The following is a 20406-nucleotide window of genomic DNA, read 5'->3' as shown; positions in this document are numbered from 1 at the left end:
TAGTCATTAGTCCTAAGTCGTTAATAATTAATAATTCGTAATTCGTAATTCGTAATTAATTCTTCAATTACGAATTACGAATTAAAAATTACAAATTAACTTGCTAGTGCTTCCTGAATCGCTTTATTGTAAATAACCCGACCAGGCGTTGTACGTATATACTGTGAAAGCAGATTTCCTTGAGCGTCTTCTCTGACTCGGCGGAACTTATACATTAATGTCCGGCTACCATCTTCATTTTCCGTAACTTGCACGGGTTCTGTATCGGGTTGGTCTGATTCCATTTCGCCGTCAAACCGTACATAGATATAGGCGTGCAAGTCAATTTCCTCTTGCTGGAAAGCCATAATTACGTCATCTAGGGAAGCAAAGTACTTGCCTGCACCTCTGGTAGCACCGGGATTTTCTGCTGTTAGGTAATATGCTCCCAACACCATATCTTGGCTGGGCGTGATAATGGGTTTACCTGTGGCTGGTGACAAAATATTGTTAGAAGCCAACATCAACAACCGCGCCTCAGCCTGACTTTCTAATGACAGCGGCACGTGTACCGCCATTTGGTCGCCATCAAAGTCGGCGTTAAATGCCGGACACACCAAAGGATGCAGTTGAATTGCTCTCCCTTCTACCAAAATTGGTTCAAAAGACTGAATACCCAAGCGGTGCAACGTCGGTGCCCGGTTAAGTAGCACTGGGTGTCCTTCAATTACTTCTTCCAGTACATCCCAAACACTAGGGTCATTACGCGATATCAGCTTTTTCGCAGCCTTGATGTTATTCACCATGCCACTGCGAATTAGGCGATTAATCACAAATGGCTGAAATAGCTCAATTGCCATTTCTCTGGGCAAACCGCACTGGTGAATTTTCAGCTTTGGCCCGACCACAATTACCGAACGTCCAGAGTAGTCAACTCGTTTACCTAACAAGTTTTGTCTAAAACGTCCTTGCTTACCTTCAATAATGTCGGACAAAGATTTCAGGGGTCGGTTATTTGCCCCCACCACAGTGCGTCCCCGACGACCATTGTCAATCAAAGCATCTACCGCTTCTTGCAGCATCCGCTTTTCGTTCCGCACAATAATCTCTGGCGCCAAAATTTCTTGCAAGCGTGCCAAACGATTATTCCGGTTAATTACCCGCCGATACAAATCATTCAAATCGCTGGTTGCAAACCGTCCGCCATCTAGCTGCACCATTGGGCGCAAGTCGGGGGGAATCACGGGAATAACTGCCATTACCATCCACTCCGGTTTAGAACCAGTAGCGATGAAGTTATCAATTACCCGCAGTCGCTTAATTAACTTGGCCCGCTTTTGTCCCTTAGCGTTACCAATTTCTTCCCGCAGGCTTTCAGCTTCTTGCTCTAAATTGATATCCGCAAGCAAGCGCAGTAGTGCTTCGGCACCAATGCCTACCTCTACGCCTTGTAGCTGAGAATCTTCACTATAAATTTGGTCTTCAATTTCTAGCCACTGGTCTTCACTTAGTAGCTGTTTGTAAGTTAAAGTTTCGGCATTGCCTGGACTTAAGACAACATAAGAGTTGAAATAGACAATTTGCTCGACATCCCGCAAGGGCATATCCAGCAGGATGGAAATATAGCTCGGAATGCCTTTGAGATACCAAACGTGAGCTACTGGTGCGGCAAGTTTAATATAGCCCATACGGTGGCGACGCACCCGCGACTCGGTAACTTCTACCCCACAGCGCTCACAAACGATACCTCTGTGACGGACTCTTTTATACTTCCCACAATGACATTCCCAATCTTTCGCCGGGCCAAAGATGCGCTCGCAGAATAAGCCATCCATCTCAGGCTTGAGAGTCCGGTAATTAATCGTTTCTGGCTTGGTGACTTCACCAACTACCTGACCATTGGGCAAAGTTCTCTCGCCCCACTGGCGAATACGCTCTGGTGATGCTAAGCCGATTTTTACGTAGTCAAACTGATTAGTTTGGGCAGGTCTCATATTTAATTCGTAATTAACAATTTCTAATTCGTAATTAACAATTTCTAATTCGTAATTAACAATTTCTGATTCGTAATTCGTAATTAATTCTTCAATTACGAATTACGAATTATCAATTACGAATTATTCGTCGTCTTCCAGCGATTCGCGGGAGAGAGATTCGTATGTTGGTCGGGGAGGTGTACGGCGGGCTGATTGGTCTGCCATTAAATCGACTTCCACATCTAAGGAACTACCGTCTGCTTGGGTTTCTACCTTGTGTACGGCAATATCTAATCCCAAGGATTGTAGTTCGCGCATTAACACCTTAAAGGACTCTGGTGTTCCAGGTCGAGGAATTGCCTTACCTTTAACGATCGCATTTAACGCTTCATTCCGTCCTTGCATATCGTCGGATTTCACTGTAAGCAATTCTTGTAAGGTGTAAGCCGCACCAAAGGCTTCCAATGCCCACACTTCCATTTCCCCAAACCGCTGACCACCTTGTTGGGCTTTACCACCCAAGGGTTGCTGGGTCACCAGTGAGTATGGCCCTGTGGAACGGGCGTGGATTTTATCGTCTACTAAATGCACCAGTTTCAGCATGTAAGCTACACCAATGGTGATTGGTCGGTCAAAGGGTTCCCCTGTACGACCATCAAACACCATGATTTTACCTGGGTCATCTGGGTTATATACCCAGTCTTTGCTGGTTTCGTCCCTTGCTTCTTGCAATTTGCCATGCACGATTCTTCGGGATGACTCTTCACCATACATTTCGTCAAAGGGAGTAATCTTAAATCGCACTCCTAAGGTATGACCAGCCCAACCCAAAAGGCACTCAAATACTTGTCCGACGTTCATCCGGCTGGGTACGCCCAGAGGGTTGAGTACGATGTCCACTGGCGAACCATCGGGCAAATAAGGCATATCTTCCGCTGGCAATATCCGGGAAATAATCCCTTTATTGCCGTGGCGTCCTGCCATTTTGTCACCAACTTGGATTTTGCGTTTTTGGGCGACATACACCCGGACTACCATATTGGCTCCTGGTGGCAATTCATCGCCTTGTTCGCGGGTAAATAAGCGGACGTCAACTACACGCCCTTTTTCACCGTTAGGTACTCGCAGGGAATTGTCTCGCACATCCCGCGCTTTTTCACCGAAAATGGCACGCAACAGCTTTTCTTCTGGTGGTTGGTCAGATTCACCTTTTGGTGTTACCTTACCCACCAAGATGTCTCCAGCTTCTACCCATGCCCCAATGCGGATGATCCCTTGCTCATCTAATTGACGCAAGGCGTCTTCCCCAACGTTGGGAATTTCTCTGGTGATTTCTTCTGGCCCGAGTTTCGTCTGTCTAGCCTCAATTTCATATTTTTCAATGTGAATTGAGGTGTAGATATCATCCTGCACCAGTCGCTCAGAAATTAAAATTGCGTCTTCGTAGTTGTAGCCTTCCCAAGGCATGTAAGCAACGACGATATTTTGTCCTAGTGCCAATTCTCCGCCTTCGGTGGAGGAGCCATCAGCTAGTACCTGACCTGCCACTACTTTTTCGCCAATGCGGACGAGGGGCTTTTGGTTCAAGCAAGTATCTTGGTTTGAGCGTTGATACTTAGAAAGCAGGTATCTAATTTCTGAGGTGTTGGGTTTTGGACGCACGCGAATTTCTGTGGCATCTACATAGGTGACATCGCCATCAGTTCGTGATACAATTACCATCCCGGAGTCTCTTGCTCCTTGGGCTTCCAAACCTGTGCCCACCAATGGACGCTCTGGCTTGAGCAGAGGTACTGCTTGCCGTTGCATGTTTGACCCCATCAGCGCTCGGTTAGCGTCATCATGCTCCAAGAAGGGAATCATGCTGGTAGCTACCGACACAATTTGTACTGGAGACACGGCTACGTAGTCCACTTGCTCTGGCGTTGTGGTGGAGAATTCCTGACGATAGCGTACCGGCACTTGCGGCCCAATAATGTGACCTGTTTCATCTACAGGAATATCCCCAGGAGCAACCCGCAGGTCGTCTTCTTCGTCGGCTGTCATGTAGGCTGGCGGCAAATCAAATCTCACCCGCCCATTTTCCACAGGTCTAAATGGCGTTTCTAAGAAGCCGTATTGGTTCACCCGTGCATGGGTCGCCAAGGAGCCAATCAACCCAGCGTTGGGGCCTTCTGGTGTTTCAATGGGGCAAATACGTCCGTAGTGACTAGGGTGAATATCCCGCACGGCAAACCCGGCACGTTCGCGCGTTAAACCACCAGGGCCCAGGGCACTCAAGCGGCGTTTGTGAGTCAGTTCTGCTAGAGGATTAGTTTGATCCATGAACTGACTTAACTGGCTAGAACCAAAGAATTCTTTAATTGCTGCTACCAGTGGTTTGGGGTTCACCAAGGAAGCAGGGGTGAGTACTTCGGCATCAGATACGGTCATCCGTTCCCGAATGATTCTCTCTAGGCGGTTTAAGCCTACCCGCACTTGGTTTTGCAGCAATTCCCCGACGCTTCTGACGCGACGGTTACCTAAGTGGTCGATGTCATCAATGTTGCCGATGTCATACTCTAGATTAATTAGGTAATCCACCGCTGCCAAAATATCGCTGGAAGTCAGCACGCGCATGGTGTCGGGGACAGAAAGGCGCAATTTCTTGTTGAGCTTATACCGCCCAACGCGACCCAAGTCATAACGTTTCGGGTCAAAGAAACGGGAGTCTAGGAGCTGTTGTCCGCCTAAGACTGTGGGTGGTTCACCAGGACGCAGTTTGCGATATAACTCCATCAGGGCTTCTTCTTCGGAAAATTGCCCTTCTTTTTCGATGGTTTTTTGGAAATATTCTGGGTGGCGTAGGGCGTCAAAGATTTCGTTGTCTGATAGCCCTAAGGCTTTTAATAGTACCTGGGCTGAGAGTTTGCGGGTTTTGTCGATGCGTACCCATACCAAATCATTACGGTCTGTTTCAAATTTCAGCCATGCCCCCCGGTTGGGAATTAAGCTAGCAGAATAAGTACGCCGCCCGTTTTTATCGATTTCTGATTTGTAGTAAACTCCTGGCGATCGCACTATTTGGTTGACAATCACCCGCTCGGCTCCGTTGATAATAAAGGTGCCGCGATCGGTCATCAAAGGCAAGTCTCCAATGAATACCTCTTGCTCTTTGATTTCCCCGGTTTCCTTATTTATCAAGCGTGTGGGAACATACATTTGGACAGCATAGGTACTATCCCGCCTTTTGGCTTCTTCGACGCTATACTTTGGCTCTTTAAGTTTGTAGTTTTGACCCAAAAAGTGCAGTTCTAGTTTGCCCGTGTAATCTGTGATCGGACTAAAGGAGTTAAGTTCTTCTATCAGCCCTTCTTCCAAAAACCAGCGAAAGCTTGAGCGCTGGATTTCAATCAAGTCGGGCAATAGAAAGGCGGGTTCCATATATGTTTCTTTAGTCATACCTCTACCTTTGTCAACCTGGTTAAATTTTCCCTTGGACACTGCTGTTTAATGCTTCCCACTGCTAGCCAGTGTCCGGGCTGTTTGGGAACTTTTCTTTATACACCTAAACTATTTACAAATGTGAGCAAACGCAGCGATGAAAGCTGGAATAAGCGATTTTCCCAAGGGGGTAATCGCCTTTAACGGGGAATGGGGAGTGGGGAGTGGGTAAAGGATACTGGGAAAATTCTTCCCTAATTTCCATTCCCTAGTCCTTAGTCCCCGGTCCCTAGTCCCCAATCCCCATTTAAGATGTTCTTGAATTGGATCTACTTTCCTCACTTCCCCTCCAAAAAGCGCGTTAATTTGCTTACGCAGCTCTACACGGTGTGCCTGAAATCCACCCCGCTGTCTATACCATCAGTGATATCCTAGATATCCTAAGTTTGAGGAAACTATCCGTATCTTGTCGGCTTTGAATCAGAATCACTTTATTTTGCTGGATTATAATCACAAGGCAATTTCTTTTAACGATTTTGTATAGGTTAAATACACACCAAGCCGATGTTGTGCATAATTATGGCTCAATTTGAGTTGGCACGGTTAGTCATGTGTCGAGAGCATCCGCTTGTAGAGATTTTGAGGATGGCCAAGCCGAATAACAGCAGGAGAAATTAAGCTCAGAAGTTTTAGGTTCCTTCCTTTATCATTATGGCGCAAGCAAAATGTTTTGGAGGGAATGATCTTAGCATATTTTTGTCCTCCTAGAGTTTTATTTCTTTGAACGGAACTGCATAAAATAGACTAAAGCAGACTCTATATTGACAAACCGAATAACTTACACGCATTTTGAGTGGTTTGCAGAGCAATATCTTCCACTGTTTCCTGGCGCAGTGTCGCTACTTGCTCTGCAACGTAACGAACGTAAGCAGGCTCGTTGCGCCTCTCGCCGCGCTTGGGAACTGGAGCCAAAAAAGGGCAATCTGTCTCAATCAATAGCCGATCGCTACTTACCATCGCCGCTGATGATTGGATAGCTTTAGCGTTTTTGAACGTTACCGTTCCGCTAAAGCTAATATAAAAGCCCAAGTCAAGAAACCATTGAGTTTCTTCTGGCGTTCCTCCCCAACAATGCATGACGCCGCGCACTGTTTCTCCTTTTAGTGAGCGCCATTTTTCCAGTAGTTCTCTGGTTTCGGCAGCAGCATCGCGGCAGTGGATAATCACTGGTAAGTCGAGTTCTGATGCTATCGCTAACTGCGATTCAAACACCATGTACTGTTGCTGATAGTTATCAGCTTTGTAAAAATCCAGTCCCATTTCCCCAATTGCTACCACCTTTGATTCAGAACCTGCCAAAGATTTGATTTTCTCGGCTGTGTCGCTATTCCATTTATCAGCATCTAAAGGATGCAATCCCACAGCGAAGCTGATTTCCGGAAACTCACGCGCTATGGACTGAATGCTGGAAAACTCCTCTGGGTGAACACAGGAATGAACTAAACGTACTACACCTGCTTGTTGCCACCGCGATCGCACTGCTGCTAAATCTGGCTGAAAACTATCAAAGTTGAGATGGACGTGCGTATCTATCAGTTGCATCGTTTGTCCTTTGTCTTCTCTTACAAAGTTCTAAGCGCCAGAAGAGGGCGCTCAGACTTTGCGCTTTCTCCTTCGTCCACTCTTAACAAAGTTCAGCCACTGCGTTGCACGATCTTACCGGCTCCTTCAGTGGCGTCTGATGTTCAGAAACCTCTCTACGAGAATTTCTGCTTAGCTTGCTTCTTTGGAGCAGTACGCAAGAGACTTTGCGCTTTGTCCTTTGTCATTTATTTTATGACAAATGAACAATGACTAAGGACAAATGACCAATGGCTACTCAGCTGTCTGTGTGACGGGTTTTAGTTTCGTCGCCAATTTTGACTTTTTCCTTGCCCCGTTGTTAGGGTGAAGAACGCCCCGTTTTACTGCTTTATCGATTTTGCTGTAAGCCTCAGATAACTTAGACTGTACTTCTTGTTTTAATTCTGGGGTAGGATTAGCTGCATAGATAGTTACAGCATTAAAGTATTTCTTCATCAGCGTCTTCACTGCTGATTTGTAAGCTTTATTACGCAGTCGGTTGCGTTCTGCGATTTCGGCACGCTTGAGAGCAGACTTTGTATTCGCCACAGTCAATTCCAGAAACTATATATATATGTACACACACTACTAGATTTACTAATATAGCATTCAAATTGCCAATGTTAGAATTTCCTAAAAAAATTATGTCATTAGGTAGTAGGGAGTAGGGACATCCAAAGCAGAGGTCTATGGCAGGAACCGCCTAAAGCGGGACGGGGGGCAGAAGGGAAAATTCCTAACTTTTATCTGTTAACTCCTAACCTAACTATTCACCGGAGGCAAAGCATCTTTGGCTTTGCTCAGCACAAGCTAAACGCCTCGCTACCACTAAACTAACACTACTCCGAATGCCCCATAGCCTGTTTGCCTAGTCTTCAATTCAGTGTGCCGCCAATTTAGTAAATACGTTAAAATAGACTCTATGAATAAAATAGTCGCCCTAACTCACCACCCGCTCGAGCAGTGTGATTGCCAATGCCATCTGTCTTTCTTAAAGCCGACAGACGATCAAAGGTAAAGAACTGTAATACAGCTAAATTTGAGGGATTTTACAGGATATAGCCGATATTTCGTGTCTGTATACATGTTAACTACTAAAAGTTAGGAAAATAAGTAAAAGTTATACTCAGACCCTACCCTCTGTAAATCCAGGGGATTGGATGTGCAACAACACGACCTTTACCTGTTTCAGGATTTAGGGTAAGGGCATAAGGATGGTGGGAAATGGCACGTCCCCTTCCTACCGATCGCTAACTCAGGCAGATCGGATCAAGCAATCAAGTCGCCTTCTCAAGAAAACCATATGCTGGCAACCTTGGGAGTATCAAAAAAATCCAGGTTAAGCTAGAGAAGAGAATTAGAGTCAGCTTCCACACCCCGACGGGTGAGAAGGTTTTCCTAAGTCTCAGGTGGGAATATTATAATTTTGGCATTGTCCTTACTCCATGCTGCGAATCATTACTCAGCAGGCAGACGTCAGAGCAGAACTACAACGGATCTGCGAACGCACCCATGACGAACAGGTGCCCAACAAAGAAGCAACGGTGCGGGAAGTTTTGCAAGCAGTCAAGCGCCAAGGCGACAAAGCTGTACTGCATTACACCGCCGAATTTGATAAACAAACCCTCAAGCCAGAAGAACTCCGTGTTACAGGCTCCGAAATGGATGCAGCCTATCAACAGGTGTCAAAGGAGTTGATGGGGGCAATTCGGCTAGCTTGCCGCCAAATTGAAGCATTTCATCGTCAGCGAGTACCAAAAAGCTGGGTACACTTTGGCGATGATGAAATTGTACTGGGCAAACGCTACACCCCGGTAGACCGAGCGGGGTTGTATGTGCCCGGTGGCCGTGCTGCCTATCCCAGTACAGTGCTGATGAATGCAATTCCGGCAAAGGTAGCTGCCGTACCTCGCATAGTGATGGTAACGCCACCAGGGGCAGGAGGGGCAATTAACCCAGCAGTTTTGGTAGCTGCTCAAGAAGCAGGGGTGCAAGAAATTTATCGCGTTGGTGGAGCACAAGCGATCGCCGCTTTAGCCTATGGCACAGAAACGATTCCAAAAGTGAATGTGATTACTGGCCCTGGTAACATTTATGTCACCCTAGCAAAAAAACTTGTCTACGGCACAGTCGGTATTGATTCTTTGGCAGGCCCTAGCGAAGTGCTAGTTATTGCTGATGAAAGCGCAAACCCAGTACATGTAGCTGCTGACTTATTGGCCCAAGCCGAGCACGATCCGATGGCAGCAGCTATTTTGCTGACGACGGATGCTGCTTTGGCGAAGAACGTGCAGGTAGCTTTGGAAAGACAGCTAGTGGATCATCCACGGCGAATAGACACAGAAAAAGCGATCGCTCACTACGGCTTGATTATCGTTGTGGAATCTTTGACAGCAGCAGCGGAACTCTCCAACGAATTTGCCCCCGAACACCTAGAATTAGAAGTCAAAGACCCTTGGGCACTCTTACCACAGATTCGCCATGCTGGAGCAATCTTTTTGGGTTACTCCACACCAGAAGCAGTAGGAGACTATTTGGCAGGGCCTAACCATACCTTGCCAACTTCTGGGGCTGCTCGGTATGCTTCGGCCTTGGGGGTTGAAACTTTCCTCAAACACTCTAGTATTATTCAATACTCCCAAACCGCACTGGAAAATATGGCTAGTGCCATTGATGTGCTAGCAACAGCAGAGGGCTTACCTTCTCATGCTGATTCAGTACGACGCCGAATTAAGCAAGAAGAGTGATTGGGAATGGTTAATTTTTTCTGATGCTTTTGGCAAAAGCCATTCGATAGCTTCAAACTAAAACTTTGGACAGCGATACCTACGGTAAGCTACGCTAACGCACAACATTTGCTACCCTGCCTTTCACTGCTGATGGCAGTTGCGGCAAAAGTTGGGCATTAGCGCTCGCCAGTTCCTAAGTAAAGGTTGTCACTGAAACTAAATTGTTAGATCAAATTGGACAATGATGAATGTTTTGTCTTGGACAAAACTTGTTAAACTTGTGATAATGCAAAAACTAAGCAAAAAATTAAGGCTTGAGAAGCTGTACAAAACTTTTCAGAGTAGTTCTGCCCCTTGCATGGTAGTCTAGAAAACCAGAGATTTTAATAGGACTGAAAATAACGGATTAAAGTAGCAAAGCTTCTCAAATTCTCCAAACATACAACCTGAAATGGGATAAGTTCTATTGGATTTTAAGTCTGCTGACTGGTGAGTGACTACACCGCTAGGATGAAGCAGTAAGCAATCAGGAGAAAGTTAAACAGAGTTAAAAATACTGTTTAACTCCGCCTAAGTGTTGTACAAGGGTTTACTCTTTAGGAGACGATAGGGGTGCTAAATACTGTTTTGGTAGCTTTGGACGGTTCGGAAATAGCAGAACGAGTAATCCAGACTTTAGATGATTTGGCTTTTTCCGGAGACGCCAAGGTTATTCTTTGCCATGTATTTCCCACGCCAGAGTCAGAGATCGAACTACCTGCCGATCGTCCTCAGTCAGAATCGCCAACGTTTTCTTATTTTCATATTGAAAAACAACTGCAATCCTATCAGGAAAAGTTATCAGTTAAAAGTGAGTTAGAATTGGTAACAGGCGATCCTGCTGAAGAGATTATTCGCCTTGCAAACATATATCAAACTGAATTGATCGTAATTGGCAGTCGTGGATTGATGGGGATGAAGCGAATAGTTCAGGGTTCTGTTAGCAGTCAAGTTGTGGAAGAAGCTAATTGTTCAGTATTAGTCATAAAAGCAAGGTAAAAATTCCCAACGGCAAGCAATGACTATAACCACCTGAAAACTAACATTTGACGAATACCTAAAATATGATGGCGATACGGACAACCTCTATAAACTTGTGGATGGAGAGTTAGTGTTGATAACCGTTGAACCTCATTCTCAAATTTTTCCAGAGTTAAAACTAACAGCTGAGCAGATGCTATCTGTTTAATATAACGCCTCCGATCGCCAGTCATTGCGGTGCTTTACAATTGGGCTTGAGAATAAGGTCGCGATCGCACTCTTCCCCAAAGCACAAATAAAACTGGGCACAGGGAGAATCACCAATCCCTAATCCGCAATGCCCAGTCCCTCATACAACCAGTTAATTCAACTTCTTTGAGTTGCTAAAAATTGACGCAAGCTCAACAAACTCAGGGTTTGACCCAAATTCAAGGGCAAAACTGAGATTCCTTCCAAGCGGGACTGCACCCAACCTTCTCCCCAATACCATTCGTGAAAGCCGTCAATGCCTCCCGACAGCAGCAAGCGGAGGCAATTGGATTTTACAACATCTACTTGATGATGAATGGCGACTGGTCCAGTCCAGGTAGTAAACTCAAATCCAGGAAGCAATTCTTCTGGCATACCTGGTGCAAAGCGTTGCCCTACAAGCCATTTTGCTAGTTGCGCCGGATGCACTAAACTGTCATGAATTGCATCTGTTGGTGCTTCGATTTCGATTCGCAGTTGGCTTTGTTGAAAATTACCCAGCATTTTTTCAGGATTACCTATAGGTGAGACATCGCTATCTCTAATATTGCAAATAGTTTTTGCTATTAGTCATTGGTCATTAGGTTAGCCCTTTGAAAGTGACTCGTAAAATCTCTTTTTTTCTGTTTGTGCGATGACCAATGACAAACGTTTATTTGATTTGCTTAGCACCCTACGACATTAGTTTTCTAGCAGCACAGAACTTAGAATAGAAAGGTGGACTTGTTAAGAAATGTAAGGTTATTCATGGCGGATCAGTTAATTCGTGCAACAGCAGCCGAAGGTGGGATTCGTGCGGTAGGCGTAATCACCACGCGTTTAACAGAAGAAGCACGAGGGCGGCATAAGCTTTCCTATGTAGCAACGGCAGCACTAGGACGGACTATGGCGGCGGGTTTGTTGATGGCTTCTAGCATGAAGCGAACTGGGTCGAGGATCAATGTCCGAATCAAGGGTGATGGACCTTTGGGTGGCATTTTGGTAGATGCAGGTCTAGATGGGACAGTACGTGGGTATGTGGCGAATCCATCTGTGGAATTGCCTCCCAATCCTAAAGGTAAGCTAGATGTTGGCGGTGCAGTGGGTAATGGCTTCCTCTATGTTGTTCGGGATGTCGGTTATGGTTACCCTTACTCTAGTACTGTAGAACTAGTTTCTGGAGAAATTGGTGATGATGTTGCTCATTATCTGGTGAATTCCGAACAAACTCCTTCTGCTTTAGTTTTGGGTGTGTTTGTGGGAGCAGCTGGAGTTACGGCGGCTGGAGGATTACTGGTACAAGTGTTACCCAAAGCTGCAAGAGATGAAGCCCTGGTAGAAAAGCTAGAATCACGGGTGGCTGCTCTAGCAGGTTTTACCCCATTGCTGCAAGCTGGGAAAACGTTACCTGAAATATTTAACGATTTGCTAGGAGATATGGGGCTAGTAATCTTTCCCGAAAGGCAAATGCTCCGCTTCCACTGCGGTTGTTCTTTCGATCGCGTTTTGGGGGCACTCAAAATTTTGGGAGAAGCCGAACTCCAAGATATGATTATTAAAGATGATGGTGCCGAAGCAACTTGCGATTTTTGCGGCAGCGTTTATCAGGCAAGTAGCGATCACTTAGCTCAGCTAATTGCCGATTTGCAAGCTGAATCTACTATTTCCGGATAAAGTAAAAAACGGCACTGAAGTTTGAGAGTTTTAATGGTATCTGTGGAGAGAGATACTCAAAAAAGTAGCTTTTTAATCATGAGAAAGTTACTATGGCAACAATGGAATTATCGATTTAAAACAGAAAGCTATTCAATTATTTTGGTGTGAGAAATGACAGAGCGGGATATTCCAGACAGTTGGTCAGGAGCCAGAGCAAGAGAGCCAGATCAAAATCCGAGATTATCCCGAACAGAACAATTCGGTGAAACTCAACCAGTTGATGTCCCAGGTAATGGTTCTAGCTTTAAGTCAGTGAAGCGGCGAAAAAAAAACAATTCCGTTGGCAAAGATAGTCATTCAGAAGAAACTACTCAAGCCAGTAAAAGTTCTTGGAAATTGCCACGCTGGATGAGAAGTTGGATATTCTGGTCGTTACTGCTAACTTTGATTCCTGGCAGCGTAGCATTTTTAGCAACAGCAATGTTGCTGAAGTTACCAGCTGCCCCTAATTGCCCATCGATTTTCTGGCCTCTAGCTAGTGCTTCGGTGCGGTTGCACTGCGCTCAATTGGCAGCTTCTAAAAATACGGTGAATGACCTGCTGCAAGCGATCGCTCTGGTGAATGAATTACCAGAAAATCACCCGTTACATGCAGAAATTAATCGTTTTACAGAAGAATGGTCGCGGGATATTTTGCAGTTAGCCGATGGGAGTTTCCAAACAGGGAATTTAGAAGAAGCGATCGCTACTGCTCGTAAGATACCGCAAGACCTGGCGGCTTATAAATTAGTAGATGAGCAAGTCGACAAATGGCAAACAACTTGGTCGAAGGCAGAAGGCATTTATAACAATGCGATCGCCGAAGTTCGGGAACGACGCTGGCAATCAGCGTTCATGCTCTCTGCCAGAATGTTACGCATAGACAATCAATACTGGGCAAGTACTAAATACGACCAATTGAATAAACTCGTCGCCACAGCCCGCGAAGATGGTGATAAGTTAGGAAAAGCCGAAATTTTAGCAAAAAGCCGAGTTGTTGATAATTTACTAGAGGCTATCAAGCTAGCCGAGTCCATCGGCCAGGAAAGTTACCTTTACCAAAAAGCTCAGGAGGCGGTTCCGGCTTTTGGGCGTAAAATGCTGGAGTTGGCACAGGCGAAGTTAGATAAGCGAGATGCCGATGAAGCACTGGATATTGCTAGACAAATTCCCGAAAGTGCCAAGCTACAAGCCGAAACAGATGACTTTATCGCCATAGCTGACGCTCAAAGAAGTGCTTGGTTAGGTAATATTTCTGGTTTAGAAGCTGCGATCGCCCAAGCACAACAAATCGATCCTTCAAGACCAGTATATGAAGAAGCACAACAGTTAATTGCTCGTTGGCAGTTGGAAATCGAAGATGTTGCCCATCTGGAAAAAGCGAGAGTATTGGCTAGCCAAGGAACAGTCAATAATTTAACAGCAGCGATCGCCCAAGTGCAACTCATCCCTGCTAGTAACCCCAGAGGTACAGAAGCTAGGGAAGAAATGGGTCGTTGGCGTGCCCAAGTAGAAACAATTGAAGACCAACCTTACTTGGAACGCGCCGAACAGATAGCAATATTTGATGATATTAACTCATTGCAAGCTGCCATCGACCAAGCTAGCCAAATCCGTAGAGGTCGTGCATTATATCCAGAAGCACGTAGAAAAATTCGCACTTGGGCAGGAAAAATTCAGCGAATCGAAGACCAACCCTACTTAGATCAAGCACGAGAACTGGCTTTGAGTGGAAATCTCCCTGCTGCCATCAGTGCAGCTCAACAAATTGCATCGTCGGGAAGGGCGCTTGCTGGCGAAGCGCAAGCTGCTGTTGATGATTGGCAAGGGCAAATCCGCACCAGAGAAAACTGGAGAAAAGCCCAGGAAACGGCGGCGGCTGGTACGCCAGAAGCTTTGGTTGAGGCAATACGGTTAGCCGATCGGGTTTCAAATAATAGCATCTTACGCATGGATGCCAATCTCGCCATCGATCAATGGAGTCAGCAATTATTAGACATAGCGCGTTCTCAGGGTCAGTCTGATATTGGCAGAGGAATTCAGATTGCTAAGTCCATTCCACGCGGTAGTTCTGCTTACAATGCAGCACAAGACCAAATTAGGACTTGGCAGGAATTTCTCAATCCTCAACCGGAACCTTCGCCTCCGCTAGAGTCTCCAGAACCGTCGCCATCAACGACTATTATTGTTCAGTGATTGTCTATATTTTCGGGTAATTATTCAAAAACATTTTAGGGTGTGTTATTTCTGAGCGTAGGGCATCATTCCATATTTTTGGTGCGTTAGGACAAACGTCCATAACGCACCTGAACACATTAAAGCTTAGAATACCCAGTACTCAATCACCGATCGCTTCTCCCCATTCTTTAATGACAGCAAATAGTGACGAATAATCATCTTCAGCAAATGACATTTTCACAGCTGTTTGCAATATTTGTCGTACTCCTTTAATGCTGCTGAGATCTAAACTCAAAGATTTTGCTTCCGAGATAAACAATTCTGTATCTTTGAGCAAGTGTTTTGTGGGAAAATCGGGATTGGCATGATTACTATCCAACATCCGTTGCAGTTTTTTGTCAAAGATAGGCGCATAAAGTGAACTGTGGCGCAAGATTTGCATAAATACATCCACATCGACGCCCTGACGCTGAACAAAAGCCAGACTTAAACCAAAGCTAGTTGTTAGGGAAGCTATTAATTGATTGAGCGCCAATTTCAGCCCTGCCGCAGTTCCCACAGGACCTACAAGTAAAGGTTCTGTCCCAAAATGTTGGAGTAACTCCAAGTGGCGTTGATATTGTTCTGGCTGGGCGCCTACCATAACAATCAACTTGCCAGCCTTTGCTTCAGGGATACTTCCTAACACGGGTGCTTCTAAATATTCACCACCTCCTGCAACAACCGCATCTCTAATTTCCTGGCTTTCTGTGGGAGTAATTGTTCCCATTTGGATGATAGTGCGCCCGTTGAGAGTTTGCGAAGCTCTATCTGAAAGCAAGACATTATAAATCGCTGGGGCATTAGTAAGCATGAGGATTACGCACTCAGCAGCACTAATGGCGTGGCGGGCGTGTGTGGCAATTTCAGCCCCAGATGCTTGTAGTGGTGCTAATTTTTCTGGGGTGCGATTATAGGCAACTAGCTGTATATCTGCGGCTAATAACCTTTGAGCCATTGGTAGTCCCATCAGTCCAGTTCCCAGAAATGCCACCTTCATTTTTACGTTCCTTTTGGTACAGCGTAGGCCTAGTTCTTCGTAAAACTTGTGTAGTTATTTTTACATCTTGCATCAGTTACTCGATCGCAATTTTTGTTGGGTGGACATTGCCTAATATTCCTTATTTTGTATTGGCAATGCCTACCGAGTTATTAAGAATATTGCAAGATAGCAGTGTTATCAGTAAACAGCGATCGCTTTACCCACCGGCGGCAAAAGTCACCATAATCAAAACTGAAAGCAAAATACCTGGGGTAAGTAGTGTTACTAGCATTAATAGGTCATGGGCTGACATAATTGTTACTTTCCAATTGTGTTTAACTTTACAGTAATCACTGCTATGCTAGTCCAAATAAAACTAATACTGCATTCTTAAATAGAGTTTTAACTTTTCAAATTTAGGTTTACTCTGGCACGGTCAATCCTTTTAGTGGTTGAGAAATTTCTGTTTTTTCCAGATTTTTGCTCTGAATTAAGACTCCAAAACCACCCAGTCCAGTGGGATCTAAAAGCTGATGTAGTGCTTCCCGTCGCTGTAGTAATTGCGAGAGGGGTTGCTTTTGATAGGAAACAGCAGCAATTCGTTCTCCTAATCCCAATGCCATCAAAAATAATCCTTGCTGGATAAAACCAACGTTTTTTAAACCGCAGCGATCGCCCCAGCATTCCAAAGCTGTAAAGTCAACATGGGCAGTGATATCTTGTCGTCCGATATTGATATAAGGGTTGTCATGGAAACGGTGGTGGTAATAGCACTGTAGCGTTCCTTGCGATCGCCTGGGATTATAGTAACGAGTGGCAGGGTAGCCATAATCAATTGTTAGCACATAGCCGCGCTGCAAGCGGTCTGCTACTATACTCAACCAGTCCAGAGCAGCTAAATTAATTTCACTGCGGTAACCATCTGGGTATGCACCGGAGGTTAAATCGATTCCCACTAAGTCGAAATACTCGGCTAGTTGGGGCGTGGAGGGTTCTGCTGCGATTTCTATAAATGGTGTAGAAGACACGGGGACAGGGGAACGCGGGGACATGGAGAATTCTTTCACCGCGTCCCCGCGTCTCCCACTCTCCGCGTCTGTTTCATCTCCCTGTGTTGTCAGATAAATTTCTTGCAGTTCCCCGTTTTCTAAAGTGAATTGATGGACTGGGAAGGCATCGACTAACTCATTAGAAAAAAAACAGCCCACGATCGCATTTGATGGGATATCCTCCAGATTGCACCAACGCACAGGCAAATCTTGTAAGCGTTGTTGCTGTTCTTGCCTTAAAGTTGGCGACTTTTCAACAATTACATACTCCAGAGCAGTAAAAAAATCTGGGTATTGTAGCTGGTAATACTTGAGGATATGCAATGCCAGCAGTCCTTGACCTGCTCCCATTTCTACCAGAGAAAAGGTTACAGGTCGCCCTAAAATTTCCCACATTTGCAAAAATTGTTCTGCTAGTAATTCGCCAAAGTCAGCGCTGAGGTTGGGAGAAGTGAAAAAATCACCACCTTGAAAGCCAATTTTCACAGCATCGCTGGAATAGTAGCCGTGTTCGGGGTGGTATAGCGCCATGTCCATGAATTCGGCGAAAGTAATTCGCTGTTGCGGACTGGTGGTAACATGATGAGCGATCGCTGCACACAGCAAAGGATTAGAATTCATAGAATTTGATATTGAGGATTAAAGAAAATAAATACTTGCCAACAACACAATCAATTTAACCGAAGTTTAAAAATTGAAATGTTATTTATTGCAGCTATTCGTTAATGCGTAAGTTTACTTTTATATAAAATAAATACGCTATTATGCTCTCCGTTTTTAATTTCGGTAATTTCAAATAAATCACAAGCTTTTAAAACACCTTTTAGTGTCTTAATTCCATACTTTTTAGGCGTGCATTCAGGATCTTGAATCTTAATAAATTCTCCCGCTCTTGCTAGCAAAGTCATATCACCTATTTTGTCTGTATTTGTTTCGGCTAAACGCAGTAATTTTACAATTTTTGTATTTTCCCATGCTGTATCCGACGGATTGTTCAGATTTATATACTCAACGCCAGAAGAAGTAATATCTGCCTTTAATCGCTTATATAAAATTTCTATTTTTGGGTTAGATTCGGCATCATTTTCTCGAAGACAGACAAGCACACTAAATACAAAAGGTGTTATCTCTTTATAAAATGAAATTGCCTCTTGGTACTGTGATTCTAAATCGGTAATGCAAGTTCTACAACCTTCTTGATTCTCCAAGATATGCAAACCTTCCGACCCACCAAAGTGATGGACTAGTTTGTTCCGCTCGGCAACCATCTCTCTTAATTTATCGGCAAAGTAATCAGGGTTATAATCCGCAGACTCAATAGTGCTATAGTCCACAGAGTCAATAATGTCGTAATTTACAGACTCAATAAAGGCATTTATTAAATGTCCTAGAGTCTTTAACTTAGCTGTTTCTCTGTACTTCCGAAAGCTATTGATACCCTTTGTACTAGCATCTGAGTGTATATATGGAAGAAGCAGTTTCAAGCCTTTCTCGATTTGCTGAAACATCAATATATTTCGTCCTATTTTTCTTAGGACTTCATTGACTAACTCTGGAAGCTCACTATTCATTCTGGTGTTATGCTGGTCGGAGTAAGCGAATAAACCCTTCTTGCTCGAAGTGGCGAGGTAGATAATGCTTCTGTAATCCCACGCTGGCGCATCAGTATAAAGCTGAGTGCATCACATAGAGAGTAAGTTTTATCCTCCCGCTGCATTAGGAGATCGACTGCTGTCCGGTGCAATAGTTCATCCACCCAAACCGTTTCTATGTCTGGGTTATCCAGCAAGTCAACCACAAAAGCAAGAACAGATGAACGCGGAAAACGCCTTGCAGTGGCTAACGCAACGTACTCAGCAATCACATAGCTGTGGGTTAATCGCATTGTTGCTCTCTTATAGGCAGCACTAGCCTCAGTATGCAAAGGCTCAGTTGAATAGTGCAGACAAAGTAACCCAGAGGTATCAAGGAGCATTAACGTTCCTCGTGGTTACTACCATATTCTCTTACCAAATCTGTATCAATGCTCTCATTGTTAAAATCAGTGGTATGGTCAAGATTAAGTGCACCAAAATGCCGTTCAAATCTGGCTCGTGCTTTCTCCTTTTCTGCTTCAGACAACAACAATTTAAAAACTTGTCCAAACTGTTGCTCTAGAAACGTTGCAGCTAGTTGTTCAGGAGGAACGCCAATCGCCTTAGCTTGTCGCTGAATTGCTGTGAAAATTTCCTCGTTCAGTTCCAGTGTCAGAAGGTGAGTCATAAAAGTATGCAACGTGGCTAGAGGCTACGGTAATTATAGCTTTGCTTGTTTTATGCCCTAATCAATGCTATCCACTCACCAAGGAAACCAGCACGCCATTAAGGTCGCGGACGCGAGCTATTGTTTGTCCCCAAGGTTGGGTTTTCGGGGGATCTAGTGGTTTTGCTCCTGCTCCTATGGCTTTCATGTAAGCGCCGCCAACATCAGGAGTGATGAATGATATTTGGATTAATGCCGGCGGTTGTGTAGCGTCGTTGGGATGAAAGCCACCGGGAAATAATTTCTGTGCTTCACTAGTGGAAGAGAAAGCCAATGTAGTGTTTCCGGTTTCGATTTCAGCCCAGATAAACTGTCCATGATCCTTGAGGGTGCGACGAACCAGACCAAATGCTTTTTCGTAAAACTCAACGGTCTTAACTACATCGTCCACCCAGATTACCGTGTAACCAAATTTCACAGTTTTTTCTCCTTATTTAGAAGAATCAGTGCTAGTGAATATCTTTGCTACTTAACTGTATGCGATTTGAATGCACAGTGGCTTAACTTTCGAGAATATTATGGTCTATTGCTAGAGTTTGCGCTGCTGTTTGCATCATTTCCATATCTAATGGTGACCAATAATGAGGCCCTTGGCAGTGATGCGCTACTAACAATCCCCATAATCCTCTAGGTATCAAAATTGGTACAACTAGGTTGGCGCGGACTTCCATACTCCGGAGAAAATCTCGATGACAAGACTCCATTGGTTCTGATTCAATATCAGCGATGGCTTTTACTCGTCCTGCTAAGTATAAAGCAGCATATTCATCGTTAAAACAATTATCTGGCCCAGTGGAACCAAGTATTGACAATTCTTGAGAACTCAAAGATTCAAAAGTTACCTGTCCTTGCCACTGACCATAAAAATAATACAACACTACTCGATCAACTTGGAGCAATTCTCTGAGTTCATTGGTTGTTTGCCGGACTAACTCATCACGCTGTATTTTTATGACAAGGCGATCGAGCAAATTTTGCAAACCCTGTTCACGGCGATCGCGGCTCTGGTGAAATTCTGAGTGAGGATGAATTTGCACGGTTTTACAATTAGGACTAAGTATATACTGTCGGTTTTATATAGTAATTTATCAGACCTCTAGTTAAATACTTCCTTGGATTGATAGCAGCAATTCAATTTTAACAGGACACAATACTAATTAGCCTATGCGGTGAATTTAAAAGAA

At 44.6% G+C, this 20406-nt stretch carries 18 protein-coding genes; 5 read left to right on the top strand and 13 right to left on the bottom strand.

Annotation, left to right across the window (positions count from 1 at the left end):
- Nucleotides 1-95: 95 nt before the first annotated feature.
- From ACM0OY_RS17635 to rpsT, 4 genes are all read right to left on the bottom strand, one after another.
- The gene (locus ACM0OY_RS17635; RefSeq protein ID WP_414570143.1) at nucleotides 96-1973 is read right to left on the bottom strand and encodes a DNA-directed RNA polymerase subunit gamma; all 1878 of its coding nucleotides are present in this window, start codon (nucleotides 1971-1973) and stop codon (nucleotides 96-98) included.
- Nucleotides 1974-2096: 123 nt separating this feature from the next.
- Nucleotides 2097-5396, bottom strand: coding sequence for a DNA-directed RNA polymerase subunit beta (gene rpoB, locus ACM0OY_RS17630; protein WP_414570142.1), 3300 nt, complete (start codon nucleotides 5394-5396; stop codon nucleotides 2097-2099).
- Nucleotides 5397-6194: 798 nt separating this feature from the next.
- Nucleotides 6195-6980 (bottom strand): TatD family hydrolase, encoded by a 786-nt coding sequence (locus tag ACM0OY_RS17625; protein ID WP_414570141.1) that lies wholly within the window; start codon nucleotides 6978-6980, stop codon nucleotides 6195-6197.
- 273 nt (nucleotides 6981-7253) lie between these two features.
- A complete protein-coding gene (gene rpsT / locus ACM0OY_RS17620; RefSeq protein ID WP_414570140.1) occupies nucleotides 7254-7550 on the bottom strand; it encodes a 30S ribosomal protein S20 in 297 nt (98 codons plus the stop codon).
- Nucleotides 7551-8446: 896 nt separating this feature from the next.
- Here rpsT and hisD point away from each other — a divergent pair.
- Nucleotides 8447-9748 carry a histidinol dehydrogenase gene (hisD, locus tag ACM0OY_RS17615; RefSeq protein WP_414570139.1) on the top strand — a complete coding sequence of 434 codons (1302 nt, stop codon included), beginning with the start codon at nucleotides 8447-8449 and terminating at the stop codon, nucleotides 9746-9748.
- A gap of 594 nt (nucleotides 9749-10342) precedes the next feature.
- On the top strand, nucleotides 10343-10768 hold the full coding sequence (locus tag ACM0OY_RS17610; RefSeq protein ID WP_414570138.1) for a universal stress protein: 426 nt from the start codon (nucleotides 10343-10345) through the stop codon (nucleotides 10766-10768).
- A gap of 23 nt (nucleotides 10769-10791) precedes the next feature.
- On the opposite strand, the gene ACM0OY_RS17605 is transcribed toward ACM0OY_RS17610, so the two are convergent.
- Nucleotides 10792-10983, bottom strand: a complete 192-nt coding sequence (locus ACM0OY_RS17605; protein WP_414570137.1) for a hypothetical protein — start codon at nucleotides 10981-10983, stop codon at nucleotides 10792-10794.
- A gap of 133 nt (nucleotides 10984-11116) precedes the next feature.
- On the bottom strand, nucleotides 11117-11503 hold the full coding sequence (locus tag ACM0OY_RS17600) for a hypothetical protein (RefSeq protein WP_414570136.1): 387 nt from the start codon (nucleotides 11501-11503) through the stop codon (nucleotides 11117-11119).
- A 243-nt stretch (nucleotides 11504-11746) separates the two neighbouring features.
- Between ACM0OY_RS17600 and hslO the strand changes: the two genes are divergently transcribed.
- Nucleotides 11747-12652, top strand: coding sequence for an Hsp33 family molecular chaperone HslO (gene hslO, locus ACM0OY_RS17595; protein ID WP_414570135.1), 906 nt, complete (start codon nucleotides 11747-11749; stop codon nucleotides 12650-12652).
- A 153-nt stretch (nucleotides 12653-12805) separates the two neighbouring features.
- Nucleotides 12806-14869, top strand: a complete 2064-nt coding sequence (locus ACM0OY_RS17590; protein ID WP_414570134.1) for a chromosome segregation ATPase — start codon at nucleotides 12806-12808, stop codon at nucleotides 14867-14869.
- A 142-nt stretch (nucleotides 14870-15011) separates the two neighbouring features.
- On the opposite strand, the gene ACM0OY_RS17585 is transcribed toward ACM0OY_RS17590, so the two are convergent.
- Nucleotides 15012-15890, bottom strand: coding sequence for an NAD(P)-dependent oxidoreductase (locus ACM0OY_RS17585; RefSeq protein ID WP_414570133.1), 879 nt, complete (start codon nucleotides 15888-15890; stop codon nucleotides 15012-15014).
- On the opposite strand from ACM0OY_RS17585, the gene ACM0OY_RS17580 reads away from it, so the two are divergent.
- Entirely contained in the window at nucleotides 15878-16222 is a 345-nt protein-coding gene (locus tag ACM0OY_RS17580; RefSeq protein WP_414570153.1) for a hypothetical protein, read from the top strand. The genes ACM0OY_RS17585 and ACM0OY_RS17580 overlap by 13 nt on opposite strands.
- A gap of 72 nt (nucleotides 16223-16294) precedes the next feature.
- On the opposite strand, the gene ACM0OY_RS17575 is transcribed toward ACM0OY_RS17580, so the two are convergent.
- From ACM0OY_RS17575 to ACM0OY_RS17550, 6 genes are all read right to left on the bottom strand, one after another.
- Nucleotides 16295-17542 (bottom strand): class I SAM-dependent methyltransferase, encoded by a 1248-nt coding sequence (locus ACM0OY_RS17575; RefSeq protein ID WP_414570132.1) that lies wholly within the window; start codon nucleotides 17540-17542, stop codon nucleotides 16295-16297.
- Between the two features lie 101 nt (nucleotides 17543-17643).
- A complete protein-coding gene (locus tag ACM0OY_RS17570; protein WP_414570131.1) occupies nucleotides 17644-18492 on the bottom strand; it encodes an OST-HTH/LOTUS domain-containing protein in 849 nt (282 codons plus the stop codon).
- Nucleotides 18489-18896, bottom strand: a complete 408-nt coding sequence (locus ACM0OY_RS17565) for a type II toxin-antitoxin system VapC family toxin (RefSeq protein WP_414570130.1) — start codon at nucleotides 18894-18896, stop codon at nucleotides 18489-18491. The genes ACM0OY_RS17570 and ACM0OY_RS17565 overlap by 4 nt, the downstream gene beginning before the upstream one ends.
- Nucleotides 18896-19183, bottom strand: a complete 288-nt coding sequence (locus ACM0OY_RS17560) for a hypothetical protein (RefSeq protein ID WP_414570129.1) — start codon at nucleotides 19181-19183, stop codon at nucleotides 18896-18898. The genes ACM0OY_RS17565 and ACM0OY_RS17560 overlap by 1 nt, the downstream gene beginning before the upstream one ends.
- A gap of 67 nt (nucleotides 19184-19250) precedes the next feature.
- On the bottom strand, nucleotides 19251-19640 hold the full coding sequence (locus ACM0OY_RS17555) for a VOC family protein (RefSeq protein WP_414570128.1): 390 nt from the start codon (nucleotides 19638-19640) through the stop codon (nucleotides 19251-19253).
- An 82-nt stretch (nucleotides 19641-19722) separates the two neighbouring features.
- Nucleotides 19723-20259: a GAF domain-containing protein gene (locus tag ACM0OY_RS17550; protein ID WP_414570127.1), complete on the bottom strand. Its 537-nt coding sequence runs from the start codon at nucleotides 20257-20259 to the stop codon at nucleotides 19723-19725.
- Nucleotides 20260-20406 lie beyond the last annotated feature (147 nt).

The sequence above is a fragment of the Nostoc sp. CCY 9925 genome (genome assembly GCF_963920935.1).
In the GTDB taxonomy this organism is placed as follows: domain Bacteria; phylum Cyanobacteriota; class Cyanobacteriia; order Cyanobacteriales; family Nostocaceae; genus Nostoc.
Note: the sequence above shows the minus strand (reverse complement) of the source record. Positions and strands in the feature narration are given on the sequence as shown.